Raw genomic sequence first — 267 nt, 5'->3', positions numbered from 1 at the left:
GTTAGGGTATATATCCATTGCATCTAAGTAATATCTTAAATTTTCGAGACTAATTGTACGTTCCTTTAAATCTTCATATTGTTTTAGTAGTTCATAAATACGTATAGCGTATGTACTTTTCAATTTAATAACATTAGCTAATCTATAGCTTGTAAACTTGCTGCTTAATTCTAATAGAAATGGCTTTAATAATGGATCGAAACGCATATCGATTGTTCCTTTATTTCTGTTGTAAATCGCTGAAGAAAGCCAAGATACCTGTATCAA

The 267-nt window shown here is 29.6% G+C and carries 1 protein-coding gene; it reads right to left on the bottom strand.

Annotated features, from left to right (window positions below; all coding sequences use genetic code 11):
* Positions 1-267, bottom strand: a 267-nt coding sequence (locus tag JDS96_RS31125) for a replication initiation protein (RefSeq protein ID WP_199669159.1), incomplete at both ends; no start/stop codon positions are given.

The sequence above is a fragment of the Bacillus cereus group sp. N21 genome (assembly GCF_016483395.1).
GTDB classification, from domain to species: domain Bacteria; phylum Bacillota; class Bacilli; order Bacillales; family Bacillaceae_G; genus Bacillus_A; species Bacillus_A pseudomycoides.
This window is presented reverse-complemented; position numbering and strand designations above follow the sequence as displayed.